Annotated in this window: 22 protein-coding genes; 10 read left to right on the plus strand and 12 right to left on the minus strand. The window is 56.2% G+C overall.

Annotation, left to right across the window (positions count from 1 at the left end):
• Positions 1-179: 179 nt before the first annotated feature.
• Complete coding sequence (locus FNL37_RS01180; RefSeq protein WP_244948167.1) at positions 180-878, plus strand: Crp/Fnr family transcriptional regulator; 699 nt, start codon at positions 180-182, stop codon at positions 876-878.
• Positions 879-909: 31 nt separating this feature from the next.
• Here FNL37_RS01180 and FNL37_RS01185 read toward each other — a convergent pair whose 3' ends face one another.
• From FNL37_RS01185 to FNL37_RS01215, 7 genes are all read right to left on the minus strand, one after another.
• Positions 910-1,119, minus strand: a complete 210-nt coding sequence (locus FNL37_RS01185; RefSeq protein ID WP_015831123.1) for a hypothetical protein — start codon at positions 1,117-1,119, stop codon at positions 910-912.
• An 8-nt stretch (positions 1,120-1,127) separates the two neighbouring features.
• Positions 1,128-1,484 carry a YqjK family protein gene (locus FNL37_RS01190; RefSeq protein ID WP_244948168.1) on the minus strand — a complete coding sequence of 119 codons (357 nt, stop codon included), beginning with the start codon at positions 1,482-1,484 and terminating at the stop codon, positions 1,128-1,130.
• Positions 1,481-1,873, minus strand: a complete 393-nt coding sequence (locus FNL37_RS01195; protein WP_013443358.1) for a phage holin family protein — start codon at positions 1,871-1,873, stop codon at positions 1,481-1,483. Before FNL37_RS01195 ends, FNL37_RS01190 begins: the two co-directional genes overlap by 4 nt.
• Positions 1,874-1,876: 3 nt before the next feature.
• Entirely contained in the window at positions 1,877-2,197 is a 321-nt protein-coding gene (locus FNL37_RS01200) for an ElaB/YgaM/YqjD family protein (RefSeq protein WP_159354853.1), read from the minus strand.
• 30 nt (positions 2,198-2,227) lie between these two features.
• Complete coding sequence (locus FNL37_RS01205) at positions 2,228-2,419, minus strand: hypothetical protein (protein WP_159354854.1); 192 nt, start codon at positions 2,417-2,419, stop codon at positions 2,228-2,230.
• Between the two features lie 30 nt (positions 2,420-2,449).
• Positions 2,450-2,767 carry a BON domain-containing protein gene (locus FNL37_RS01210; protein ID WP_013443355.1) on the minus strand — a complete coding sequence of 106 codons (318 nt, stop codon included), beginning with the start codon at positions 2,765-2,767 and terminating at the stop codon, positions 2,450-2,452.
• Positions 2,768-3,112: 345 nt separating this feature from the next.
• A complete protein-coding gene (locus FNL37_RS01215) occupies positions 3,113-3,718 on the minus strand; it encodes a DUF1294 domain-containing protein (RefSeq protein WP_159354855.1) in 606 nt (201 codons plus the stop codon).
• A 321-nt stretch (positions 3,719-4,039) separates the two neighbouring features.
• On the opposite strand from FNL37_RS01215, the gene FNL37_RS01220 reads away from it, so the two are divergent.
• Entirely contained in the window at positions 4,040-5,032 is a 993-nt protein-coding gene (locus tag FNL37_RS01220; RefSeq protein WP_159354856.1) for an alpha/beta fold hydrolase, read from the plus strand.
• A 149-nt stretch (positions 5,033-5,181) separates the two neighbouring features.
• On the opposite strand, the gene FNL37_RS01225 is transcribed toward FNL37_RS01220, so the two are convergent.
• The gene (locus tag FNL37_RS01225) at positions 5,182-6,060 is read right to left on the minus strand and encodes a LysR family transcriptional regulator (RefSeq protein ID WP_041370223.1); all 879 of its coding nucleotides are present in this window, start codon (positions 6,058-6,060) and stop codon (positions 5,182-5,184) included.
• A 151-nt stretch (positions 6,061-6,211) separates the two neighbouring features.
• Between FNL37_RS01225 and FNL37_RS01230 the strand changes: the two genes are divergently transcribed.
• Complete coding sequence (locus FNL37_RS01230) at positions 6,212-7,141, plus strand: PNPOx family protein (RefSeq protein ID WP_159354857.1); 930 nt, start codon at positions 6,212-6,214, stop codon at positions 7,139-7,141.
• Between the two features lie 31 nt (positions 7,142-7,172).
• On the opposite strand, the gene FNL37_RS01235 is transcribed toward FNL37_RS01230, so the two are convergent.
• Positions 7,173-7,898 (minus strand): AraC family transcriptional regulator, encoded by a 726-nt coding sequence (locus FNL37_RS01235; RefSeq protein WP_202943913.1) that lies wholly within the window; start codon positions 7,896-7,898, stop codon positions 7,173-7,175.
• A 143-nt stretch (positions 7,899-8,041) separates the two neighbouring features.
• On the opposite strand from FNL37_RS01235, the gene FNL37_RS01240 reads away from it, so the two are divergent.
• Complete coding sequence (locus tag FNL37_RS01240; protein ID WP_159354858.1) at positions 8,042-8,923, plus strand: DMT family transporter; 882 nt, start codon at positions 8,042-8,044, stop codon at positions 8,921-8,923.
• Between the two features lie 49 nt (positions 8,924-8,972).
• Here the strand turns inward: FNL37_RS01240 and FNL37_RS01245 are convergent, their stop codons facing one another.
• Positions 8,973-9,743: an alpha/beta hydrolase family protein gene (locus tag FNL37_RS01245; RefSeq protein ID WP_170291264.1), complete on the minus strand. Its 771-nt coding sequence runs from the start codon at positions 9,741-9,743 to the stop codon at positions 8,973-8,975.
• Between the two features lie 69 nt (positions 9,744-9,812).
• Positions 9,813-10,346 carry a carboxymuconolactone decarboxylase family protein gene (locus FNL37_RS01250; protein WP_159354860.1) on the minus strand — a complete coding sequence of 178 codons (534 nt, stop codon included), beginning with the start codon at positions 10,344-10,346 and terminating at the stop codon, positions 9,813-9,815.
• Between the two features lie 63 nt (positions 10,347-10,409).
• Here FNL37_RS01250 and FNL37_RS01255 point away from each other — a divergent pair, with 63 nt between their 5' ends.
• Complete coding sequence (locus FNL37_RS01255; RefSeq protein WP_244948169.1) at positions 10,410-11,270, plus strand: AraC family transcriptional regulator; 861 nt, start codon at positions 10,410-10,412, stop codon at positions 11,268-11,270.
• Between the two features lie 114 nt (positions 11,271-11,384).
• Complete coding sequence (locus tag FNL37_RS01260) at positions 11,385-13,145, plus strand: DUF4153 domain-containing protein (RefSeq protein ID WP_159354861.1); 1,761 nt, start codon at positions 11,385-11,387, stop codon at positions 13,143-13,145.
• A gap of 75 nt (positions 13,146-13,220) precedes the next feature.
• Here FNL37_RS01260 and FNL37_RS01265 read toward each other — a convergent pair whose 3' ends face one another.
• Positions 13,221-13,973 carry a GntR family transcriptional regulator gene (locus FNL37_RS01265; RefSeq protein WP_015831108.1) on the minus strand — a complete coding sequence of 251 codons (753 nt, stop codon included), beginning with the start codon at positions 13,971-13,973 and terminating at the stop codon, positions 13,221-13,223.
• Between the two features lie 169 nt (positions 13,974-14,142).
• Here FNL37_RS01265 and FNL37_RS01270 point away from each other — a divergent pair, with 169 nt between their 5' ends.
• From FNL37_RS01270 to FNL37_RS01285, 4 genes are read left to right on the plus strand one after another with little or no spacing between them, the layout of a single operon-like run.
• On the plus strand, positions 14,143-14,973 hold the full coding sequence (locus tag FNL37_RS01270) for an ABC transporter ATP-binding protein (protein WP_159354862.1): 831 nt from the start codon (positions 14,143-14,145) through the stop codon (positions 14,971-14,973).
• Between the two features lie 30 nt (positions 14,974-15,003).
• Positions 15,004-16,014, plus strand: a complete 1,011-nt coding sequence (locus tag FNL37_RS01275) for an ABC transporter substrate-binding protein (protein ID WP_159354863.1) — start codon at positions 15,004-15,006, stop codon at positions 16,012-16,014.
• A gap of 3 nt (positions 16,015-16,017) precedes the next feature.
• Positions 16,018-16,773 (plus strand): ABC transporter permease, encoded by a 756-nt coding sequence (locus FNL37_RS01280; RefSeq protein ID WP_159354864.1) that lies wholly within the window; start codon positions 16,018-16,020, stop codon positions 16,771-16,773.
• Between the two features lie 9 nt (positions 16,774-16,782).
• Positions 16,783-19,152, plus strand: coding sequence for a hypothetical protein (locus FNL37_RS01285; RefSeq protein ID WP_211371934.1), 2,370 nt, complete (start codon positions 16,783-16,785; stop codon positions 19,150-19,152).
• The last annotated feature ends 33 nt before the right edge of the window (positions 19,153-19,185 follow it).

Here is a 19,185-nt window from a genome sequence, read left to right on the forward strand (position 1 = left end):
CAGCGCATACTTGATCTCCAAGGGGCGTGCGGGGTATGCGTGGTATCGCACAGATATTGCCCGGCTGATTCGTTAGCTTGAAGACATCGCGCTATTCCTTGCCATTGCCGAGTCCGTCTGGTGATGTCTGTTGCCCATGTGTACGTTTCTCTGCAAGGTGCCTCCCCCAGATGCTTCATATGTCTACGTCCCCTTTTAATTGTCTGCTGGAGGCGTTGCCGCTTCCCGAACGACTCAGTTTTATCAGCACATGTGATTCGGTCGAGCTGGGCTTGACCCAGGTACTCAACCAGCCGGATGACACCGTTGAATATGTGTATTTCCCCCTGACCTGCATGGTGGCCCTGACCCTCAATCTGGAAGAGGGCGAGGGTATGGAGGTCGCCCTGATCGGCAATGAAGGCATGGTCGGCGCTTCCCTGATACTGGGCGTGGCGCAGAGTCCGTTCGGCGCCACGGTGCAAGGCCATGGCCTTGCCTTGCGCAGCTCAGCGCCACTGTTTCTGGAAGAGCTGGAGCGCCATCCGCAATTGCACGAGCTGGTAAAACGCTATGTGCATGTCTCCTGCCAGCAGTTTGCGCAGATTGCCATATGCAACCGCTATCATGTGGTGGAGAAGCGCCTTGCACGCCTGCTGTTGATGACGCGGGATCGCATGCATTCGGAGGATTTTTACATCACCCATGAATTGCTGGCGAAGATGCTGGGCGTGCGGCGCGTAGGCGTTACCAAGGCTGCGGGCGCCTTGCATACCCAGCATTTGATCAGCTATCGCCGCGGGGTGGTAAGGATAGATGATGCCGCCGGGCTGGAAGCGGCGGCATGCAGTTGCTATGAGACGGATAAAGCAGTCTACGCCCGCTTGCTGGTGTGCTAGCAGGTCGCGGCCGATAGCCGCGCTGGCTCATTCAGGAAGGCAACAGCCCGGAGGTGGTCATGCTCTGTTTGACCAGCTGCAAGGAGTTTTTCAGCCTGGCATGCAGCGATGCCACGGCCGGGTCTTTTTCATTGGCCGTCAAGGCAATTGCCGACTCTGCCTCGGCCACCGCCTGATTAAAGGCATGCATGAGTGCCTGGGTATTTGCATCACAACTGAACTCTGGGCCGACGTGAGACATGATGACTCCTAGGGTGGGTTAATCACAAATGGGGTATGCATTTCAGCGGGTCGGTTATCCATGTCGGTGCTTGCCGGTGCCGGCGAGCGCAAGGCCCGCCATTGCTGGTAATAGCGCCACAGCTTGAACATCTGGTAATACCAGTGGCGGGTAGGGTTGCGTTGCCAACGCAGCAGCAGCCAAACCCCGGGCCCCAGAAAAACGGCATGGCTACGCATGAATTTCAGGACGGTTAAGCTATGGTCCAGTCTTGCCAGCCTGGCTTGCCATACCTCGGCGTGCAGGGCGATCAGCGTGCGCTGTTGCGCAGATTGCTGCAACAGCTGGGCGCGCCGCCTTGCCAGAGCTTGCATGCGGGTACTCACGGCGGCGTTTTCATGGCTTGAATATCCTTGCCCAGCTCATCCATGCTGGTGGAAAACAGCTGAGGCTTGTGCCTGATTTTATGCAGTGCCAGCAGCCCAAGCAGCACGGCCATGGTAATAAACCCCGCGCTCAGGATCGCCAGCACGCGCAAGGGATAGGTATTCCAGAAGAAGGCGATCAGCAGTATGCATGCCAATATCACGCCGATACCCAGGCAAAACAGCAGCGCCAGCGTGGTGACCAGCAAAGAAAAAAAGTGCAGCCGCTCCTCTTCTATATCCACCCGCAGCAGTGCCAGGCGGGTATAGAGGATGGCGAGCAGGGCGCCGCTCAGGGCCGTAAGCGAACCCAGTACGCCAGGACTGGCAGTGGCTGCATCGTTGGCCATGGGCTAAGGCGCCCGACGCCCAATTAACCAGCCAATGGCAACACCCACCGCCGCGCCTATGCCGATGGCTTCCCATGGGTTTTCATGCACATATTCATCGGTGGCTTTGGCGGCTTCGCGGGTTTTGGCGATGATGGCGGTCTGTGCTTCGGCCATATTGACCTTGACCACGCCCAGCGATTTTTCCACCTTGTCGCGAATCTGCGCAAGCTGCTCTCCGCCCTGGTTGGCGGTAGCCTTGAGCAATGCTTCGGCATCCGCCACGGCGACCTGAAAATCCGCAATCAATTGTTCGCGGCTGTTTGTTGTCTTGATTTCATCCATATGGTGCTCCTTAAGTGGTGGGGTGGGTATTTATGCCGTGTGGGCCATGCGATAGGCATGCCATTTCAACGTTAGCCGCGGGCGCCAGATATGGATGCTGCGTTCCGTGAGAATGCCAAGCGCAATCACAGGCAGCAGATAAATCAGGCCGCCCATGGTGACCGACGCCCCCATGGCCAGCAGACACAGGGCAACTAAAACAAATGCAAAGGCTTCCAGCATGATGGTTCCTTTAAAGGGGATGCTTAACGACTATTTGGCTTTGAGCCGCATATCATTTTTCACTGACTTGACACCACCGACGCGCCCTGCCACGGCAATCGCCTTGTTGATGTCTTCCTGTGAATTAACAAAACCGCTCAGCTGCACCACGCCCTTGAAGGTTTCGACATTGATCTCAGCCGATTTCAGGGTGGGCTCGTTGAAAATGGCTGCCTTCACCTTGGTGGTGATGACGCTGTCATCCATGTATTCGCCCGTGCCTTCTTTTTTGGAAGTGGATGCGCAGCCGACAGAGGTGATCAGGGCCAATGCCATGCTGAAGGCGACGATCAGTTTTAGTGCTTTCATGGGGTATTCCTTGTGTGATGGGTAAAGTGGGGTTGAAATATGCGGGGTGTGCTCAATAGCTCTTGCCATGGATGGCATCTTTGCAGTGCACGTCCTAATGGCCGTGGTGTCCAGGCGTGTTGCTCATGGAGCGTGATATTTTTTGTGGTTTGGCAGCCGCGACTGCGAATCTCAGTCTCAGGGCAGCCACACATGGCAGAAAGGAGCGTTTACCGCGGTGAAAGGGGGCTTGCTCTCAGTGCTTAACCCAGATTAGGGTTTCAGGCAGGTTTGGTCTGTGCGCAACTACACATAGCACGTTAATTTTGTGATGGAGGCCTGCTGCGCGTCCGGCCAGCTTGTAATTCAATGCCCCAGTGACTGCAGCACGCTGGCACCTGCGGGCGACAATGCCCACAGCAACACGCCACTATTGATCAGCACCGTGGCCCAGAAGATGATCAGAAACGAACGCTTGGCGGTTTTGTGCCGGAATAGCCGTTGCCCGGCGATCGCCCCCGGCCAGCCACCCAGCAGCGCCAGCAGGTGCAATGTGTTTTCAGCTGTCCTCTGGCGATGATGTCGGGCTGCAGACTTGTCGATGGCATACGCCCCAAAGGTAACGACACTCGCCGCCAGATAGAGCCCCAGTAAAGCGGCAGGCAGCTGCCCCGCCCAGACCGCCCCTGCCACGCCGCAAAGAAAGATAAAGGCAAACAGTGGCAGTACAGGGCTGCGCTGGGATGAGGCAGGCGCTGGCCTATGACCCACAAACACCACTTTCAACGCATGTGGGCGCCCTTTGGCATCCAGCGTGCGCTCATAGGTAACCAGCTCATCGCCCTCTGGGCGCCGCTTGCGATCGCTGAATGCGCTGATATGCAGAAAGACCGGCTCACCCCCGCCATTCGGGGTAATGAAACCAAAGCCCTCCTTATCTTTCCATGTGGTAATTCGACCTTGATATCGCATCGATTCAGGTATCTTCAGCAAGGGAATATGAGAAACGGTCTGGCGATGCTACATCAGCCGAGCCCGCCATCAAAATCGTGCGTTGAGCATCGCAACGCCCGACGAACATCATCGGGCGTTTTTTTACTGCCTGGCGACTAGTCATGGCGTTTGATATACGAATTCCAGGGGTTGGTAGAATAGTATAAAAATCAGCCTGTTATTTCCGGGCGAAGCGTATTGTTTCTTGGCGTGCAATGGTGAATTTCTCCGTGCGGCGATTCTAATCAAGAGGTATCTGGGCAAAACTGGAAGCGTCTAAAACAAACCAAAGGAATGAAGATGCTGCGCTACCTCCGTATTGCCAAACTGACTATCGCCCTGGGCTTAATTGCTACTGCCACTGCGATTCCCCTTTCATCCCAGGCGGCTCCAACGGTTTCCAGCCAAGGGTCCGCTGCCACCAAGGCTGTTTCCTATCACACGGTGGATATTGACGGTGTGAAGGTGTTTTATCGGGAAGCCGGCCCTGCAAACGCGCCGGTGGTATTGCTTTTGCATGGCTTTCCCAGCTCCTCGCACATGTTCCGCAACCTGATTCCACAACTTGCCGAGCGCTATCATGTCATTGCGCCGGATTATCCCGGCTATGGCCAAAGTGATCAGCCCGCCATGGATAAATTTGCATACAGTTTTGATCATTTGGCGACGGTCATGGATAAATTGACCATCAAGCTTGGCCTGGGCAAATTTGCCATCTATGTGCAGGATTACGGCGCACCTGTGGGTTACCGTATCGCAAGCGCTCATCCCGACAAGATAAGCGCCATTATTGTGCAGAATGGTAATGCCTATGACGAAGGCATAGACAACGCGTTCTGGGCGCCATTGAAGGATTACTGGAAGGATAAATCCGAAGCGAATGCAGCCAAGCTGCGGCCGTTTTTTGAGCTGGCTGCCACCAAATGGCAATATACCGAAGGCTTTCGCAATCCCGCAGCGCATGTGAGTCCGGATGCCTGGATGATGGATCAGGCGTATATGGATCGTCCTGGCAACAAGGATATTCAGCTGGAACTGTTCTATAGCTACGGTACTAATCCGCCGCACTATCCTGAGTGGCAGGCTTATTTCCGCCGATATCAGCCTCCGATGCTGATTGTGTGGGGCAAAAACGATAAGATTTTCCCGGCTGCGGGCGCTACACCTTACTTGAGGGATTTGCCGAACGCCGAACTACATCTGCTGGATACCGGGCACTTTGCCTTGGAGGAGGATGGCGATGAGATTGCCAGACTGATGGGTAACTTCCTGGACCGCAACGTAAAACCTTGATGTTGGCTGGACCTTAAACGGGGTTCGTATGGAAAGCCACTGGCCTGAGACTCATGCAGGCCAGTGGCTTTTTTAATTTCAGGGGATGTGTCTGAATTCTGATTGCGCTTATGCCAGCGCCAGCCGCGTCTGACGTACCACTGAGGGAGCTAAAGATGGGGATGCGCGCGCAGGCGCTCGACCATGAGGTCGATGAAAGCCCTCACCTTGGAGGAGCCATATTTTTCTTCACGATGCACCACATGCACCGGCCAGGGGGATTCTTCAAAGGTCTCAAGCAACAGACGCAAGCTATCGCGCTCGACTTCGCTGCGTACCTGGTAAGACAGCAGCCGCGTGATGCCAAGCCCACCAATCGCGGCTGACAGGGCTGCGTCGTTGCTGGTGACCACCAGTCGCGGATTTATCTGTACCAGTTCTGGTTCATCGCCGCCTTCAAAACGCCACTCGACGCGGGGTGAAAGCGCATTGGAAACGATCATGGAATGCTGCAGGAGATCGGCCGGGATTTGTGGCGTGCCATGGGCTTCCAGATAAGCAGGCGATGCACATAGCACGCGGCGCACTTGCCCGACCTTGACGGCTCGTAACGAGGAATCGGGCAAGTTGCCGATGCGGATTGCAACATCCATGCCCTCCTCGACCAGATTGGTCACCCGGTCTACAAAATTCGCATTGACCTTCACCAGAGGGTAGCGCTGCATGTATTCAATGATAGTGGGCATGACAAACATGCGCCCGAACAGCACCGGGGCCGTGACCGATAGCGTGCCGCGCGGCTCGGCATTGATGCCCGAGGCCGCCTCGTTGGCTTCGGCGATACTCTGCAGTATGGCCCGTGCGTCATCGTAATAGCGGAGGCCAGCATCGGTGAAGCGCACATTGCGCGTGGTGCGTTGCACCAGCTGTACGCCCAGTTGCTCTTCCAGTGCGCCTACGGCTCGGGTGACCGCTGCGGGCGATATATCCAGCTGGCGGGAGGCGGCGGCAAATCCTCCTTGTTCTCCAACGGCTACCAGTACACGCATCAGGTGAATGTGGTCGATGATCGTTACTCCAGGCGAAATAATGAATTGCGGGCAGAGCTGATTCTATCAGGTGCATTATTTCCTAGAATGGCCTCATCAACAACGGCGTAGGCGATAAAGCCGGAGGCCGTGTTTCCATCAGGAGAATGCCATGCAAACCAGATTCCAATTTCATGCCGGGGAGCGCGCCGTACAGAGGCATGCGGGCCAGGCCTTTATTGCCGATAGAAATGCGGCAATGATTGCAGACACCATACTGGGCGGCGCTCGTCCCTTTATTGCGGCGCAGTTCATGGTCGTCGCGAGCAGCGTCGCGGCCGATGGTGCGGTGTGGTCTTCCGTGCTGTATGCCGAGCCTGGGTTTGCCAGGGCCGAGGGCGATGCTGCCCTTGCCCTGCATATTCCTGTGGATGAGCGGGATATGTCTGACCCATTCTGGACCAATATCGACCATCACCCTGCCGTCGGTCTGCTCTTTATCGAGCTTGGCTCGCGCCTGCGCTACCGTATTAACGGCATGATTCAGCACATGCACGATCAAGGGATCGTCATTGGCGTGAACGAAGCCTATCCCAATTGCCCGAAATACATACAGCGTCGCCATCTGCAGCAATTCGAGAAGGCGGCCGCCCCGCATGAAGTTTTAGTCGGCACGCAGTTGCAGGCAAACATTGCAGCCTTGGTGCGCAACGCGGACACCATGTTTGTGGCCACTCATTATGCCGAGACCGGGGCGGATGCCTCGCATCGTGGCGGCAACCCAGGCTTTGTGCAGATCATCAACGACAGTACCCTGCGCATCCCGGATTACCACGGCAACAGCATGTTCAATACCTTGGGCAATATGGAGATCGATGCACGCACTGGAGTATGCATTCCTGACTTTGCCGGGCAGCAGCTATTGCAGCTCAGCGGAAAATCCCGTCTGTTATGGGATCAGGACGATCCCCATAATCTGAGCGGTGGCACCGGGCGCTTCTGGGAGTTCGACATAGCGCAGTGGATATTGCGCAAGGTACCGCAGCATCTGGAATGGGAGTATCTCGACGCTTCTCCATTCAATTTGCCGGTAGAGGCCTGACGCCAGGTCAATATGTCGAGTGCATGGCCAGCTAGCGATAAAACATGGAGGGCGATACTCCAAAGTGCCGTTTAAACAGGGCGGCATAGGCACTTTGGCTGGTATAACCATGTTCCAGCGCGACCTGGATAATAGAGGCTCCCTCAGCAAGCCGCTCTAGCGAGCGCAATAGTCTTGCTAGCTGTCGCCACTGCGCAAAGGTAATGCCCGTGCTGCTACGGAACCGCCGGTGAAATGTGCGCACGCTCATGGCAAGCTTGCCCGACCATACGGCTATCTGTGTTTGATCATCGGGCGTGTCATAGATATGGTGACAAAGAGCAGCCAGCCTGGCATCGGTAGGCCAGGGAATATGAAATGGCAGCACGGGTAGCGCTTGCAACTCGTCCAGCAAGAAACGCATCAATCGGCCATTCCTGCTTTCCGTTTCATATTCCAGAGGCACCGAAGTGGCGGCCAGTATCAGCTCGCGCAACAGAGGCGAAACGGCCACTACCGCGTTACCTTGAGGCAATTCAGGGACGGCATCGGGATTTACAAACAAGGTGCGCATGCATACATCCCCGCGCATGCGGACCGTATGCTCAACATGGGCTTGCAGCCAGACGCCCCGGCTGGGCGGAACCACCCAGCGTCCGGTGCTGGTTTCAATAATCATCACCCCCTGAGTGGCATAGAGAAACTGCGCTCGCCGATGCGTGTGAGGCTGAATGAAATGGCGATCCGGATAGTCCTCTGCCATTGCGGTCACCGGCATCGTGGCATGTTCATAAGGAAGGTGTGAATCGACTGCCCGCATACGGTTGTCACTTTCAAGATAATGCTTGGCATATTATCGTGAGACCGCCGCTGGTGCGAGCTTCATCATGCAAGTCCTTCTCGTTTGCATGGATGATTAAAATGAAACTCTGGATATACCCCCTGCTGACCATCATGCTGTGGGCTGGCAATGTGATTGTGTCGAAATTGGCCTCAGGGATCATTGCACCACCTGCTATTACCGCTTACCGCCTGCTGGTGGCGATCAGCCTGATGAGCTTGTTCGTCGCCCTGCCGGTATGGCGAAATCGCCGGATCATTATTCCTCTGCTGCCCAAGCTGGTGGTGCTGGGATTTTTGAGCATGGCGTTTTATCAATGCTTGTCATATTGGGCTGCAGATACTTCGACCGCCACCAGTATGGCGATCATCACGGCCATGACGCCACTGGCGACCTTGCTTGCAAGCAGCCTGCTGTTAAGGGATCCGCCTTCTGCCGAGATGTTGCTTGGGGCAGGGATAGCCTTTTTTGGCACCACATATCTCATCAGTGCTGGCTCCCCGTCGACCTTGTGGCATGGACACTGGCGTATGGGTGATCTGCTGATGCTGGGAGCAGTGACCAGCTATGCGGTATACAGCGTGCTTTTAAAGTACTGGAAGCTGCCTCTGCCGGCTTGGCAATCCACTTACATGCAGGCGCTATCCGCGCTGGTATTCATGGTTCCCATGCTGCTGCGTGTGCCGGCGGACCAGGCCCGGCTGAATGCACAATCAATTCCACTGATTTTGTATGCAGGCGTGCTGGCTTCGGTATTGCTGCCCTATTTCTGGATTAAGGGTATCGAAGCACTGGGACCCAATCGCTGCAGCATGATGATGAATCTGCTGCCCATCTTTACTGCAATATTGGCGATGCTGATGTTAAATGAACATCTTGCTGGTTATCACCTCATCGGTGGCGCGCTGGTTATCCTCGGCGTGATGTTGCCACAGCTGCGTCGATTCTGGTCCAGGGGGTAAACCTGAAGGCGCTGCATTCGAAGACCATCCAGGAATTGTCTCGATGACATTACAGCGCGCCTTCAATATAACGCTTGCTCCACGCCGAGATCATCTCGGCGATAAATTCCGCATCCACTTTGTTCGTCACCAGGTGATCCGCCTCCCCCAGCGAAATAAAGCTCTTGGGGTGGGCGGCAGCCTGAAACAATGCGGTGGCATGGCCTATCGGCACCGTCTTGTCAGCGGGGGCATGCATGATCAGCAACGGCTTTTGCAGCCGCCTCACCTGCAGCAGCACCTGTTGCTCCTGTACGTCATTCAGAAACTGTTTTCTGATATGAAAAATACGCCCTTCCAGATTCACATCGGCGGCGCCTTCACGTTCGATCACCTGCAGGCTGGGGGCGCCAATCAGCTCAAGCATATGGCGCGGATCGCTAGGCGAACCTATGGTGACATAGCCCCTGGCTTCAGGCAGCCGCGATGACGCGGCGAGCACGGCGGTGCCGCCCAGGCTATGGCCAATAACCAGATCAGGTGCCTTGTAATGAGCACGCAGCCAGTCGGCGGCATCCGCCACATCCTGGATGTTGGATGAGAAATTGGTGTCGGCAAACTCGCCTTCGCTGGCGCCTATGCCGGCAAAGTCAAAGCGCAATACGGCAAATCCCTGCGCGACCAGCCCTCTGGAGATACGGCTGGCGGCCAACACATCCTTGCCGCAGGTAAAACAATGGGCAAAAAGTACGGTAGCCCGATAAGTATCATCAGGGAGATCGAGCCGCGCAGCGAGTGAAATGCCACTGCTGGCGGGTATTTGTATGGGGATGGTTTTCATGCTTTTCTCCTGCGCTTTTGGCCGACCGGACAGCGCCGGTCGGGTAATCAGGCGCATCGCGTTACATGCTCACAGTGGTACAACTGGAAAGTCGATATCCGTCGCCGCAATGTGGTTGGTGTAATTGGTCAATGTATTCAGGGCCACATGCGCGAGGACCTCAATGATCAGCGCATCGCTCAGACCTTCGGCCTTGGCGGCGTTGAATTCCTCATCGCTGAGCACGCCACGTTGCTCTACAACCTTGACCGCAAACCGGGCCAGCGCATCGTTCAAGGGCTCAGCCGAGCTGCCGTTTCTTGCATTCTTGATCGCCTCGGGGTTCAGGCCTGCACCCTTGGCGAGCAGCGAGTGGGCGGAAAGGCAATATTGGCATTGATTGGTTTGCCCAATCGCCAGAGCCAATACCTCGCGCTGTGCTGCCGTCAGCTGGCCTTTGGTCAATGCGGTGGAAAATGCCAGGTAGGCATCCAGCACAGCGGGCGACTGAGCAAAGGTTGCGTAAAGATTGGGTACCATGCCGATCTTGGCCTTTACCGTATTGAATGTGGTTGCCAGTGGATCGGTGGCTTCGTTGCGGTTTACTGCGGGAATACGTGCCATGATGAATCTCCTTTTGGGTAATGGTGGGTGCGCTTTGTGCGCTGGAGACATCATGCGATACTCATGAATACAATTGGTATCGACTATTTGACCGAAAGTATCGCTATGGATCAGCTCGCGCCTTTATTAAGGCAAATCACCTTTTCCGCCCAATCTTTTCACAGCGGCGAGCTATGCCAGCTGGTGGCGTTTGATGAAAACGCCGGCTATATACACATCGTCCGGTCCGGCAAGGTCACCATGACCGTGCGCAATGGCCCGCCGCAATCCATCACCCAACCCAGCGTTATTTTCTTCCCCCGAACCTGTCCGCACGCGCTGGTGCCTGAGGGCGAAAACGCAGAGCTGCTCTGTGCCTATGTAGACCTGGGTGCCAAGGTAGGCAGCCCGCTGGCGCTCTCCCTGCCCGAGGCCATCGTGCTGCCCATGGATGACATGAGCCTGGTCAAACCCACCCTGGAGTTGCTATTCCGCGAAGCCTTGCAAGAGAGTTTTGGCCGGCAGGCAGCCCTCGACCGATTGATTGAATATTTCCTGATTCAGATGCTGCGGCATGTGCTGGCCATGGGTCAGCTCAATGGCGGCATTTTCGCCGCCCTGGCCGATTCCAGACTGAAACACGCCGTCAACGCCATGCACGAGCGCCCCGGTCATCCCTGGAGCCTGGATGAACTGGCTGATATGGCCGGCATGTCGCGCGCCCGCTTTGCCGTGAATTTTCGCGAGACCGTGGGGGTGACGCCGCTGGATTACCTCACCAACTGGCGCATGTCCGTCGCCCAGAGCATGCTGAAAAGCGGACGCCCCATCAAATCTGTCGCGGCTGCGGTGGGCTACCAGAGCCAGGCTGCGCTGGCCCGTGTGTTTGCCAAACGCCTCGGGCAGGCGCCGACAGAATGGTTGAAGCAGGTGGAGGTTTCGTGAAGCCAGGCAGGCTATTCAACATGCGTTTGTTGCAGGCAAGTAAGCCTGCATTGGCCTTATCTCTGCGCCAGACCTATAATTTTGTTCAATCAACACGGACTTAAAAATTAAAAAATGAACCGGATATTGCTGCTGATAGGCGCCCTGCAGGGATGGGCATTGTGGGGATTGTGGAAAGCGCGGGAGGTGAAAGTCTGGCCTTCAATGGATCCCATAAGCGAGCGGATGCTGTTGTATGTGAGCCTCGCCTTGCCATTTGCCTATTACCTCTCTGAAAACCTCACCCTGCCAGACAATCGTCGACGGACCGCCCTGCTGCTGGGCATAGGGCTATTGTTCGCAGGGCTGGGCGCCTACAGTGGCTGGGCAGACTATACACATATAGATGCCTTGGGAAGTGAATGGAATTTTCCACCCGCACGGCCTTCTGATTTGTTTGCTGCGGCGATACTGGGCTTCATCCTGATCCCTGTCATTGCTCATTACGAGGGCGGCCGGGCACGCTGGTCTTATCACGCGTTGTTTGAGACCGCCTGGCGCAATGGCTTGATGTTTTCCTATGCTGCCCTGCTGACGGGGGTGTTCTGGGTGGTGCTGTTTGCAGGCTCCATGCTTATGAAAAGCATAGGGCTCAATTTTGTAGAGGATCTGATAAAGAAATCCATCTTCGCTATCCCGGTTACCGGTATTGCCTTCGCCGCCGCATGCGCGTTGACCCTGGCCAAGACGGATTGGATCATTACTCTGCGCCGTTTCTGCCTTTCGGTATTTGCCTGGTTGCTGCCACTCTTGCTGATGTTCAGCCTGATGTGGGTGATAGCCTTGCCGTTCACTGGCCTTGCGCCTTTATTCAAAACGGGTAATGCCGCCTTTATCCTGCTCTGGTTTATTGCCTTGTCGGTAGGTTTTGCCAACGCCGCTTATCAGGAGGGGAATGAGGCGCAACCCTATGGACGACGGCTGAGCCGATTAGTGGAGTTTGCCTGGTTAAGCCTCGTCGTGCTGGTGGTGATTGCCTGGCTGGCGATGAAGCAGCGTATTGCCCAATATGGCTGGACGGAGGATCGCGTCTGGGCAACCTTTATTCTGGTGCTTGCCACGGTGTATACCCTGGGCTATGCCTATTCACTGCGCCGCCGCCGCGGCTGGCTGGGCAATATCGGCAATACCAACATTGCAACGGCCTTGGTGATGGTTGCGGGGCTTGCGCTACTGTTGAGTCCGATTGCAGATGCCAGGCGCATCGCCGTTAAAAGCCAAATGAACCGCCTGCTGAATGGTTCTGCAAACAGCATCGACTATAGCTATTTGCGCTGGCAGGCGGGACGTTACGGGCTGGATGCCCTCAAAACACTGGCGGCAGGCATCGCGCATAAGGATAAAGCCCTTATTGCCACCAAGGCGAGCCAGGCACTGAAGCAGAAAGAACGCTATTCCGCTGTCGATGCTCAGAATACTATTACCCTGGAGCAGATGCGCCTGCGTTTCAGGGTATTGCCGCAAGGCGAAGTAGCGGATGACGCCTTGCTCAAGACCATCCAGACAGCGACGCGCTGGAATGAGCAGCGTTGCTTGGAAACCAATGCACAATGCTTCATCTGGATGGTGGATATCAATGGAGATGGAGCAAAAGAAGCGGTAATCGTGCAGGAAAAACCCGCCCCGTGGGTGGGCGATGCTTATTTCTATCAGGCCTTGCCTTCAGGGCAATATCAGTATGCTGGCCAAGTTAATTTCCGCAAAGCCGGGGATGCTAAACGTGTTGATCAGGTGTTGAAAGATATCGCGCTAGGCAAGGCCAGGGTGATACCGCCTCGCTTCAATGATATCGAGATAAATGGTCAGCGTTTTAGCGTCATGGAAGAGCAGAAATGATGGTGGGCTCGCTGAGTGTTGCTAATCAAGCCCGGGCCTGGAGCATCGCAAGCAGGCTATCCGCGAGCGGCATTCTCATTTAAGCACGGGCTTGAAATAGCTGCTCATCACAAACTCATAATGCTGCGGCCGAATGTAGAACACCGAATGGTCGCAGCAGTCTTCATTGGATAAATACGAGAGTCGCCGCATGACCAGTAAAGGCATGCCGACGGTGATCTTGAGGCTATCGGCGAGCGGTTTGTCAGCGGCTTGGGCGCTGATGCCTATGTCGGCACGCACCACACGCAAGCCGGTGAGCGATTCAAGAATGGCGTAGGTGGGTTGCTGCTCGGTTTGCTCCCAGCTGAGGGTTTCCACTTCGACTGGCAAATAGCTTCTGCCCAGGGCAATCGGCTCGCCGTCGACCACATGCAGGCGTTCCAGCAGCAGGCTTCTTTCCATATTGACGCCCAGTGAGTTACGCACATTGTCCGGCGTGTGGACGATATGGCGCGAGAGGATGCGCATCTCCGGTTTCAAGCCCTGAATGACCAGCGACTCGTGAAAGCTGCGCAGGGTATCGAGCCCATGGCGTAGTTGTTTGCCGGCGACGAAGGTCCCTTTGCCCTGCTTGCGCTCGACTACATTTTCTTCCGTGAGTTTATCCAGCGCCAGTCTGACGGTGACGCGGCTAACGGAAAACCGCTGGCACAAGGCGGCCTCAGAGGGCAGCTTGCCGGAGGGGTCATACACGCCGCGGTTGATCTCCTCATGCAATAGCGATGCTATTTGCAAGTAAAGAGAGGCGGCATTCTCGCGCGCCAGGGTGGAAGATGACGGTTTCAATGTGTTAGTCCCAATTCACTTTGTCGATGATGACGGCAGCATGCAATCCCATTTTTCGCTACTGGAGACAGGGGCGGGATAATTACTTATAACAATATAAGTTTTTAATATTTTATTCATCTTGTATTAACTTGTATTATTCGGTTGAATTTTACAGGGTTGATCGTAGATGACAAATCACCACGGCCTCACCGGGGGCCATTCACAGGCTGTGCAACGCCCTGCGGCGGCCTTGTCCGTCGATAGTATCAATTTTTCCTATCCGAATGGGCATGAGGTTTTTCGCACGTTTTCCTTACACGCCAAACCGGGCGAGTTCATCGTGCTGCTGGGGCCTTCCGGTTGTGGCAAAACCACGCTGCTCAATCTGCTTTCCGGCTTTCAGAAACCGGCCTCGGGAACAATCACGATTAACGGTGCGCCAGTGCGTCCGGAAATGCCCGAGCTGGGCTATGTGTTTCAGTCCCCGCAGCTCTTCCCTTGGCTGAGTGTGCTGGAAAACGTGCGCTTTGGCCTGCGCATGCAAAACCGCCTCAATGCCAAAGAGCAAACGGAAAAAGCGCTGCATTACCTCGCGCTGGTGGGGCTGGATCAGGCTGCCGACAAGCTGCCTTACCAGCTTTCAGGCGGCATGCAGCAGCGCGTGTCGCTCGCCCGTGCGCTGGCGCTTGAGCCTGCCTTGCTGTTGATGGATGAGCCGTTTGCCGCGCTGGATGCGATTACCCGCAATAACCTCAATGAAGAGACCTTGCGTCTGTGGTCCGAGCTGGGCCAAACCGTGGTGTTCATTACCCATGATATCGACGAAGCCATCTTTCTGGCGGACCGGGTAGTGGTGCTGGAAATCGCGCCCGGCGGTATTCATAGCGAGCTGGCGATCGATATTCCGCGTCCGCGCACCAATCTCGACACGCGCAAACTTCCCCGTTTTGTTGAGTACCGCACCGCGCTGATGGAGGAAATCTCAGACGTGGTCCATGCCAACCTGAGTGTTCTTTAACTTCTTTTCCCGATTAGAAAATACCAAAAAATGATCAAGAAAACCGTGATTACCAGCCTGCTTACGCTCGCCGTATTATCTCTGTCCACCTTATCCGCCGCCGCGGAGGAAAAGCCCCTGCGCATAGGCTGGGTGTACGCCATGGCAAATGCGCCCGCCGTGATTGCCGAGAAAAAGGGCTTTTATGCGGCTGAAGGGCTGAATGTCGACAGCAAACCCTTTACGGATGGTCCGCTGCTGCAACAAGCGGTGGCAGCCGGGGATCTGGATATTGCGTATGTGGGTTCGCCGCCGGTTTACCATTGGTTCTCGCGCGGTCTCAAGAGCAAAATCCTGGCGCAAGTGAATTACGGCCAGGCGGCCGTCATTGCCAACGCAAAAAGCCCGATCAACAGCGTGGCAGATCTGCGCAATAAAAAGCTGGCTGGTGTGGCCAAGGGCAGTGGCATGGATGTGCTGCTGCGCGGTTATGTGCTGAAAGAAAAGGCCAAGCTGGACCCGGATGAGGATCTCACCATCGTGGCGATGCCGCCCGGCAATATGAACGCCGCGCTGGAGCATGGTGACGTGGATGCTGCGTTCTCCTGGGAACCCTTTGTCAGCCAATCCCTGTTGCGTGGCACCAGCAAGCTCATTCTGGATGTGAATAAGGACCTGCCGCAGTATCCCTGGTACGTGATTATCGGCGTTCCCAAAGTATTGCAAGACCGGCCAGACGACGTGGTGAAATTGCTGCGCGCACACCTCAAGGCGATTGCCTTTTTGCAGTCCCACCCGGAGGAGTCGAATCAGATCATCGCCGAAGCATTCAAGCTGGAGCCAGTGCAGGGCGCGGATGGCAAGACCGTGAAGCCGGAAGATATTGTGAAAGAGGCGCGCAAGCGCATGGGCTGGTCCTCGCGCCTGGATGCGGCCGATCTGCAGTTTATCCAGCGGCTGATGGATTATTCCTCTTCCCTGGGTTTTATCAGCAAGCCGCTCAAGGTTGAGCAGGTGGTCGAGACTTCGTACCTGCAAAAAGCCGAGCAATCGCTGCGGTAATTGATGATGCGTCTTTTGGAAAAATTCAACTGGGGCTGGGCTTCCCTGCCATTTCTGCTGCTGTGCTGGGTGTTGGTGGCGAGCCGGTTTCCTTCCTACATTCTGCCCCAGCCGTGGGAGGTGATGGCTGAAGCGCAGCGATGGATTGCCGATGGCAGCCTGCTCAAGCATTTAAAAGCCAGCCTGCTGGAAGAGGCCGGTGGCTTTGCCCTGGCAACGCTGGTCGCATTGCTGCTGGGTACTACGGCCGGACTATTTCGCCGCTTTCGTGATTTCATCTCGCCGCTCAATAGCCTGTTCATGGCGATCCCTCCCGTGGCGTGGGCGCCGTTGACCATGATCATTTTTGGCCTGGGCTATTGGTCGATTGTCATGGTGATCTTCATTGCGGCGGTGTTTCCCATGGCGATCACCATGCAGGAAGGCATACAAAGCATACGCAATGGCGAGGTGCGCGCTGCCCGCACGCTGGGCGCGACACCGCTGCAAATGATCGTGCATGTTTACACGCCGGCGTCCCTGCCCTTTTTCACTGCGGCGCTGCGTATCGGCTTCAGCCAGGCATGGCGCGCGCTGGTGGCGGCAGAAATGATAGGCGCTTCCAAAGGCATAGGCTGGATGGTGTCCATGGGCGGGCAAGTTGGCAATACCAATCAGGTGTTGCTGGGCATCGCCATCATCGGCCTGATCGCCTGGCTGATGGAAAGCCTGGTATTCAAACGGTTAGAAAAGCACTACCAAACCTGGCGTGCGCATTAAAGGATTATCGTGAACACTTTTGACCCAAAAACTGAAGCTGGTGAATACATAGCCCCGCAAGGGCTGTATGAGCGCAACAAAAGCAAGCCTTTCCTGGGCAGCCTCACGTGCAACCGGCGCGAGATCGTGGCGGGGGAATGGACGGAACTGCAGCTGACCTATGAGGTGGGTGGCTCTGGCCTGGCCGATGGCGCCTGGCTCAAGCTGGCATTCAAGTTTTATTCGGACTGGGCTTTGTTCCAGACCAGCGACCCCACGGCCGCCAACTATATTTCCGCGGAATATCACGCGGGTGAGCTGGTGCCGGGACAAAGCCCGGCCACGGTGCAGGCACTTAAGGTCCGCTTTGACCAGAAAGGGCATGAGCGCCCTTTTCAGAAAACGGTGATTGTGGATATTGTCGATGGCTATCTGAATCCGGGCGATCGCATCGTCATCCGCCTGGGCGACCGTCGGCAGGGTGGCGCAGGAACGCGTGTGCAAAGTTTTGTGGAGAAGGATTTCCAGTTCCGGCTCTTTATCGATCCACTGGGCAGTTCCAAGTTTGCCGAAGTCCCCGGCGATGTGCTGCTGGATATTATCCCCGGCGAACCCACGGCGCTGCATGTTGTAGCGCCGCGCTTGGTGAATCGCGATGAGCCTTTCGACATCATCGTGCGGGCGGATGATCTGTGGGGTAATACCTGCCGTCAGCTGCCACTAACCGGGCAAGTGGAATTACAGGGGCCGGGCAATGAAACCCTCCAGTTGCCATTTACCCTGGCCGAGCAAGGCTGGGCGGTGGTGCGTCTTGGCAGCATCCAGCTGGGGACGCCGGGCGAATGGAAAATACAAGCCAAGGTGCATGACGCCAGGGTGGCAGCTGGCAATGCTTACGTGAATATATCCAGCCGTGCTGGCACATTGCGCCCGCTATATGCCGATCTGCATGTGCATTCGGATGATACGGTGGGCACTAACGATACCCTCTACAACCTGAGCTATGGGCGCGATATTGCCGGGCTCGATGTGCTGGGCTATACCGCCAATGATTTCAATATTACCGAGCAGCGCTGGGATAAAGCGGTGGCGCTTATCCATAGCCTGAATGAGCCGGGGCGCTTTGTGTGCTACCCGGGCACCGAGTGGTGCGGCAACTCCTGCGCGGGGGGCGATCGCAATATCGTGTTCCTGCGTGATAGCAAACCGCTGTTCCCGTTTGATGATCAGGGCCGCATGGTGCGCTCCTTCGAGTGGAACGAATTTACCCACGGCACACTGAAGCCCGGCGCCTGGCCGGTGGATGATCTGTATGCGGCCTATGCGCACGACCCTGAAGGTCACCTGATGATGCCGCATGTGGGCGGGCGCCGTTGCAACCTGGACTGGCACCACCCCGAACTGGAGCGCCTCATCGAAGTCAGCTCGGCCTGGGGGCAATTCCACTGGGTATACGCCGAAGCCTTGCAACGTGGCTATCGCGTAGGCGCGGCTGCCAATAGCGATGAGCACCAAGGCCGTTGTGGCGGCGGCGTGCCAGCCACCGCGGTGTTTGGATCGCGTGGTGGATTAACAGGCGTGCTGGCCGAAACATTTGACCGCGAAGGCGTCGCCAAAGCCTTGCGCGCACGGCATACCTTCGCCACCACCGGTGAACGCAGCTTTGCCAGCTTGCGCCAGGGCGAATACCTGATGGGCGATGCTTACCAAACCAATACCTCTGTTCCGCTGGAGTATCAACTGCTGGGCGACGGAGGCTGGGAAGACGTCAGCCTGTATGACGGCGACCAGTGCATCTGGACGCGTAACCTGCATGAGGAAATGGGGCTGGCGAACAGCCGCATCCGCATCAAACTCGGTGGCGCCAGAATCAAGGACCGCTACCGTGGTGCCTACTGGACCGGGGAAATCAGGATCAGCGGCGCCGTAATTCAGGATTTTACCGCCTATGGACTGGATCATCCCGAGCAAGCCTGCTGGCGCGAAAACGCCACCACCATCGGCTTTCGCACCGACACCAATGGCGACAGCGATACTATCGAGATTCAGCTCTCCCAGCTGAGCCGCTGCCAAATCAGCTTCTTTTCGCGCATCGACAGCTACATCAAAGTCGGCGACCCGCTGCAACCGCAAGCCTATGTGCATGCCCCAGAAGTCGCTCTGGAACTGAATGGAGATGACCTGCTGGCCCGCCCAGCCCTTGTGAAGGAGTTACCAGGGGCCGAGTTGCAAGTGATGATCGAACGCGTGACGGATAAGCCTCTGCCACGCGATTTGTCAGGAAAGATTGAGCTCGACGCCTTGAAACTGGACCCCAGTCGCGAACATCCGCTGTTTATTACGGCAAGACAGCGCGATCAGTCACGCGTATGGACGTCGGCCTTGTTTGTGCGGTTCTGATCCCACTGTTATCAGTGATGCGCAATGGCAATA

Source organism: Methylovorus glucosotrophus (assembly GCF_009858335.1).
GTDB classification, from domain to species: Bacteria; Pseudomonadota; Gammaproteobacteria; order Burkholderiales; family Methylophilaceae; genus Methylovorus; species Methylovorus glucosotrophus.

Excerpts from the sequence above, each read along its gene's own strand:
- FNL37_RS01180 (WP_244948167.1), top strand. The coding sequence starts at position 180 with ATGTCTACGTCCCCTTTTAATTGTCTGCTGGAGGCGTTGCCGCTTCCC.
- FNL37_RS01185 (WP_015831123.1), bottom strand. The coding sequence starts at position 1,119 with ATGTCTCACGTCGGCCCAGAGTTCAGTTGTGATGCAAATACCCAGGCA.
- FNL37_RS01195 (WP_013443358.1), bottom strand. The coding sequence starts at position 1,873 with ATGGCCAACGATGCAGCCACTGCCAGTCCTGGCGTACTGGGTTCGCTT.
- FNL37_RS01200 (WP_159354853.1), bottom strand. The coding sequence starts at position 2,197 with ATGGATGAAATCAAGACAACAAACAGCCGCGAACAATTGATTGCGGAT.
- FNL37_RS01205 (WP_159354854.1), bottom strand. The coding sequence starts at position 2,419 with ATGCTGGAAGCCTTTGCATTTGTTTTAGTTGCCCTGTGTCTGCTGGCC.
- FNL37_RS01210 (WP_013443355.1), bottom strand. The coding sequence starts at position 2,767 with ATGAAAGCACTAAAACTGATCGTCGCCTTCAGCATGGCATTGGCCCTG.
- FNL37_RS01215 (WP_159354855.1), bottom strand. The coding sequence starts at position 3,718 with ATGCGATATCAAGGTCGAATTACCACATGGAAAGATAAGGAGGGCTTT.
- FNL37_RS01220 (WP_159354856.1), top strand. The coding sequence starts at position 4,040 with ATGCTGCGCTACCTCCGTATTGCCAAACTGACTATCGCCCTGGGCTTA.
- FNL37_RS01225 (WP_041370223.1), bottom strand. The coding sequence starts at position 6,060 with ATGCGTGTACTGGTAGCCGTTGGAGAACAAGGAGGATTTGCCGCCGCC.
- FNL37_RS01230 (WP_159354857.1), top strand. The coding sequence starts at position 6,212 with ATGCAAACCAGATTCCAATTTCATGCCGGGGAGCGCGCCGTACAGAGG.
- FNL37_RS01235 (WP_202943913.1), bottom strand. The coding sequence starts at position 7,898 with ATGCCGGTGACCGCAATGGCAGAGGACTATCCGGATCGCCATTTCATT.
- FNL37_RS01240 (WP_159354858.1), top strand. The coding sequence starts at position 8,042 with ATGAAACTCTGGATATACCCCCTGCTGACCATCATGCTGTGGGCTGGC.
- FNL37_RS01245 (WP_170291264.1), bottom strand. The coding sequence starts at position 9,743 with ATGAAAACCATCCCCATACAAATACCCGCCAGCAGTGGCATTTCACTC.
- FNL37_RS01250 (WP_159354860.1), bottom strand. The coding sequence starts at position 10,346 with ATGGCACGTATTCCCGCAGTAAACCGCAACGAAGCCACCGATCCACTG.
- FNL37_RS01255 (WP_244948169.1), top strand. The coding sequence starts at position 10,410 with ATGAATACAATTGGTATCGACTATTTGACCGAAAGTATCGCTATGGAT.
- FNL37_RS01260 (WP_159354861.1), top strand. The coding sequence starts at position 11,385 with ATGAACCGGATATTGCTGCTGATAGGCGCCCTGCAGGGATGGGCATTG.
- FNL37_RS01270 (WP_159354862.1), top strand. The coding sequence starts at position 14,143 with ATGACAAATCACCACGGCCTCACCGGGGGCCATTCACAGGCTGTGCAA.
- FNL37_RS01275 (WP_159354863.1), top strand. The coding sequence starts at position 15,004 with ATGATCAAGAAAACCGTGATTACCAGCCTGCTTACGCTCGCCGTATTA.
- FNL37_RS01280 (WP_159354864.1), top strand. The coding sequence starts at position 16,018 with ATGATGCGTCTTTTGGAAAAATTCAACTGGGGCTGGGCTTCCCTGCCA.